The following is a 3938-nucleotide window of genomic DNA, read 5'->3' as shown; positions in this document are numbered from 1 at the left end:
GGTAATTAAAACTAATTAAGATTTATGAATTAGTAATTAAGATTAACTAAATGGGAATATAAAAAAATAGAATTCAGACATTAAAAAGATTTGAAAGCTAAAAAACTATCCCCTAATCCCCTTCTATATTATTACTTTGAATTTTAAACAAAAAGCCTTCTTTGTCTCATAACCTCAAATCAGAAAACTAATAAAAAACATAATATTCTCCCACTGGGAAAAAAACCAAAGAAATAAGCCTAAGAATAAATAAACAAATTTTCGGGAAGGAAGCGGATTTAATCAAATCTATTAAAACCAGCTTTTTCTTCAATAAAAAAAAGGAAAAACCCTTGAGCATCAAGCAACATAAATTAAAGACATTAACAGTATTACGAATTTAAAGAGCAATCCCACAAGGAATGTGAATTTTGGCTAAGACCTTTTCAGATAAATAATCCAAAATTAAATGGATGAATGGCAAAAGATTTATAAAAACCTATAAAATTGATAAATTGTAAATGCCAATAAACAAATGAATTAACAAGAGCCCGACCAGTTTTACTCAATTAACTATAAAGGATAAATTTTCAACCTTAGTCATTCCTAACTTCTACTTCATATTAAGAAGTTCGCAAACATTAAAAATACATCACCATTAGACTATAAACTATGCGCTATAAACTATTTGGAAAAAGTGGATTAAGAGTATCTGAATTATGCCTTGGAACTATGACCTTTGGAACTAAGGGAATTGAATGGGGAGCAGATTACGATACCAGCAAAGAAATCTTTGACCTTTATGCAAATATGGGAGGCAATTTTCTGGATACAGCAAACAGGTATACTGACGGGACCAGCGAACTTTTCCTGGGTGAATTTATTCATGAAGACCGGGATCATTTTGTGTTGGCCACCAAATATAGCATAAGAGATAAAATGGGAGACCCCAATTATTGTGGAAATCATCGTAAAAACCTAAGACGATCTATTGAAGCCAGTTTGAAGAGGTTAAAAACAGGCTATATTGACATTCTTTGGTTACATGCCTGGGATTTTACAACACCTGTGGAGGAGGTATTACGGTCATTAGATGACCTTATTTCAGCCGGAAAGGTAAATTACATCGGTATTTCCAATACTCCAGCCTGGATTATTGCCCAAGCAAATACCCTGGCAGAATTAAGAGGTTGGAGTTCATTTATGGGTATTCAAATTGAGTATAGTTTACTGGAAAGAACTGCCGAGCGAGAAATACTACCCTTGGCAAAAAGCTTTGATTTAGCAATCACACCATGGGCCCCTTTAGGGGCAGGTATTCTAACTGGAAAATATCTCAAAAAAGAATCGGGACGTCTTCAGCCAGGAAATTACAAACTGACCCCAACAAGTGAAAAAATTGCATCAGCAGTGGTAGAAGTTGCCAAAGACGTAGGGTGCAGCCCCGCCCAAGTAGCCCTAAATTGGCTTCGACAAAAGAATCAAGTAGTTATTCCAATTTTGGGAGCACGTAAATTAGAACAGCTGAAGGATACCATGGGGTGTTTATCATTTGAATTAGACAAAAACCACCTCAACCAACTGTCTCAAGTCAGCGCCATTGATTTAGGGGTTCCTCATGAACAACTGAGAAAGGAGGCAAGTCGACAAAATTTATTTGGTGGAACTTTTGAGAGTATTGATAATCACCGAAGTTGATTAAAGTTATTGTTAAGAATTCAGAATTGGGGATTGGCCAAAAGAAAAGTCAGTAATAGCACTGACTTTTCTTAAAAAGATGCAAATTAAAAATCATTAGGATTGATCTCCATTAAGTTCTTTTTGAAGCACTTCTATTGGATTCTCTTGCTTAATATTATCCCCTTGATGAGTATTTTTAACTGCAATATGTGGTGCAATAACCAAGGCTACAATAGACATAAGTTTAATCAAGATGTTCATAGAAGGCCCTGATGTATCTTTAAATGGATCTCCTACAGTATCGCCAGTCACAGAAGCTTTGTGGGCATCAGAACCCTTATATTCCATTTTACCATTGATTTCCACTCCTTTTTCAAAGGATTTCTTGGCGTTATCCCACGCTCCTCCAGCATTGGATTGAAAAATAGCCATCAATACTCCGGAAACAGTAACACCTGCTAATAAACCTCCCAAAACTTCAGGTCCAAAAGTAAATCCTACTATAACAGGCACAATCAAAGCCAAAAGACCCGGCAAAATCATTTCTTTAATAGCTGCCTGAGTAGAAATATTAACACATTTATCGTATTCAGGAGAAGCCTTTCCTTCCATAATACCATCAATCTCTCTGAATTGACGTCTTACTTCCTCCACCATAGCCATGGCAGCACGCCCAACGGCACTAATGGTAAGAGCTGAAAAAACAAATGGGATCATTCCTCCCACAAAGAGGCCCGCCAACACATCTGCCTTATATATGTCAATGGTGGTAATTCCAGAAATTCCTACAAAAGCTGCAAACAGAGCCAATGAAGTTAAGGCGGCGGAGGCAATAGCAAACCCCTTGCCAGTGGCGGCAGTAGTATTCCCCACCGCATCCAAAATATCTGTTCTTTCCCTTACCTCCTCAGGTAAACCACTCATTTCTGCAATTCCACCAGCATTATCAGCAATTGGGCCAAAGGCATCAATGGCTAATTGCATGGCGGTAGTTGCCATCATGCCGGCGGCAGCTATGGCTACTCCATAAAAACCCGCTAAGGTAAAGGAAACATAAATACCTGCAGCAAAAAGAAGAATTGGCATCGCAGTAGACATCATTCCTACGCTAAGGCCAGCAATAATATTTGTAGCACTCCCCGTGGAAGACTGCCTTATTATGGAATTAACCGGTTTTCTGTTCATGGAGGTAAAATACTCGGTAATAAGACTAATTAATGTCCCTACCACTAAACCAGTAATAATAGAATAATAAACCTCATCAGGAGAAAAAACAGTTCCTCTTAAATTCATGGATTCAGGCAACAACCAATGAGTCAAAAAGTAACAGGCAATGGCAGTTAACACAATGGATGACCAATTGCCCAAATTCAGGGCCTTTTGTACGTTACCATTTTCTTTTATTCGAACAAAAAAGGTCCCGATAATTGAGAATATTATCCCAAGACCTGCTATTAGCATGGGAAGAATAATGGTAGACAGTCCAAAAAATTTATCGGAATTCAAAGTATTTATTTCACTTCCAAGCACCATAGTTGCCAAAATAGTAGCAACGTAAGAACCAAAAAGATCTGCCCCCATTCCTGCGACATCCCCTACATTATCTCCAACATTATCGGCAATTGTAGCCGGATTTCTAGGGTCATCTTCAGGAATACCTGCTTCCACTTTTCCAACCAAATCAGCACCTACATCCGCCGCCTTAGTATATATCCCTCCTCCCACTCTGGCAAAAAGGGCAATACTTTCGGCTCCTAATGAAAAACCCGTTAGGACTTCTAAGGCAATCACAAGAGATTGGCGATTTGTTTCGGTTAACCCTTCAGGAAGAAAGAACATGAAAAAAGCAATAAAAAGGCCTCCCAGCCCCAATACGGCAAGGCCAGCCACACCCATACCCATAACTGATCCACCGACAAATGAAACCTTGAGTGCTTTGGAAAGGCTATTACGGGCTGCTTGTGTGGTTCGGACATTCGCTTTAGTAGCGATCCTCATACCTATGAATCCTGCCAAGGCAGAAAACATGGCACCTACAATAAAGGCCAGAACAATAAAAGGATGTGAATTTTCTCCTGAATAGCCTAAATAAAACAAAAAGAGAGAAGTAATGACAACAAAATAAGAGAGGGTTTTGTACTCAGCCTTCAGAAAGGCCATAGCCCCATCGGCAATGTGACCGGCAATACTCCTCATATTTTCCTCCCCATAATCCTGACGGGATACCCAAGAGGATCTTATTGCGGTATAGACAAGAGAAACCAGCCCAAAGACTGGAA

The 3938-nt window shown here is 38.8% G+C and carries 2 protein-coding genes; one reads left to right on the top strand and one right to left on the bottom strand.

Annotated features, from left to right (window positions below; translation table 11 throughout):
- Positions 1 to 651 precede the first annotated feature (651 nt).
- A complete protein-coding gene (locus E1171_RS05625; RefSeq protein ID WP_155204925.1) occupies positions 652 to 1677 on the top strand; it encodes an aldo/keto reductase in 1026 nt (341 codons plus the stop codon).
- Positions 1678 to 1773: 96 nt separating this feature from the next.
- Here the strand turns inward: E1171_RS05625 and E1171_RS05620 are convergent.
- The coding region (locus E1171_RS05620; RefSeq protein WP_155204923.1) for a sodium-translocating pyrophosphatase at positions 1774 to 3938 on the bottom strand (2165 nt) is incomplete at its 5' end.

The sequence above is a fragment of the Xanthovirga aplysinae genome (assembly GCF_009711365.1).
In the GTDB taxonomy this organism is placed as follows: Bacteria; Bacteroidota; Bacteroidia; order Cytophagales; family Cyclobacteriaceae; genus Xanthovirga; species Xanthovirga aplysinae.
The sequence above is the reverse complement of the archived record's forward strand: the minus strand, read 5'-3'. Positions and strand labels throughout refer to the sequence as shown.

Coding starts and splice junctions, on each gene's coding strand:
- E1171_RS05625 (WP_155204925.1), top strand. CDS start 652: ATGCGCTATAAACTATTTGGAAAAAGTGGATTAAGAGTATCTGAATTA.